This window comes from Gordonia sp. i37 (genome assembly GCF_002043085.1).
Lineage (GTDB): Bacteria > Actinomycetota > Actinomycetes > Mycobacteriales > Mycobacteriaceae > Gordonia > Gordonia polyisoprenivorans.
The window spans coordinates 1-674 of sequence record NZ_MVPX01000605.1 but is presented as its reverse complement, the minus strand read 5'-3'; the positions used below and the strand labels follow the sequence as shown (position 1 = coordinate 674).

1 protein-coding gene is annotated in these 674 nt (G+C 62.8%); it reads right to left on the bottom strand.

Going from position 1 to position 674, the window contains the following annotated elements; genetic code table 11:
- Positions 1-674: fatty acid--CoA ligase family protein (locus B1964_RS28600; protein ID WP_139765937.1), on the bottom strand; the 674-nt coding region annotated here is incomplete at both ends.

Sequence of the window (674 nt, the reverse complement as noted above, 5' to 3'; positions counted from 1 at the left end):
TGTCCTTGCGACGATCCCGGAAGAACATGTTGCCGTCGGCATCGATGCGGACGATGTCGCCGGTATGCACCCAGCCGTCCTCGAACACCGCTGCCGTGCGATCCGGGTCCTTGTGGTAGCCAAGCATGACCGACGGAGTGCGACAAAGGAGTTCGCCCTCTTCTGCCTCGTCGCCGTTGGCATCGACGACTTTGACCTCGAGGTGGCCCACCGGCTTACCGATCCACGTCGGATCCTGGCCGGGGACATCGGAGAGCTGCTTGAACCAGCCGACCGAACCCAACTGTGTCAGCTCTGACTGACCCCAATACGTGCCCCAAACCGATGCGGGCGCAGCCTGTGCCCAGGCGTCCACGGCGAACGGGGAGACCTGCCCGCCGTAGGTGAGGCAGCGTTGGACAGTACCGACAGTGTTCGCGGCGAAGTCGGGATGATTGGCCAGCGCGATGTAGAAGGTGGGTGTCTGTGCCAGCACAGAGATCCGCTCGTCACGAATGATGCTCAGAGACTTGCCCGGTTCGATGGAGTCCGGCAGCACCAGGGTGGCACCCAGCAGGGTCAGCGATGTCAGCGATCCGATACCGGCAATCGTGTGGAACGGCATCACATACAGCCACACGTCGTCCGGTAGACAGCGCAAACCCCAGGTGTAGGCGGGGGCTGTGGAAATGAGG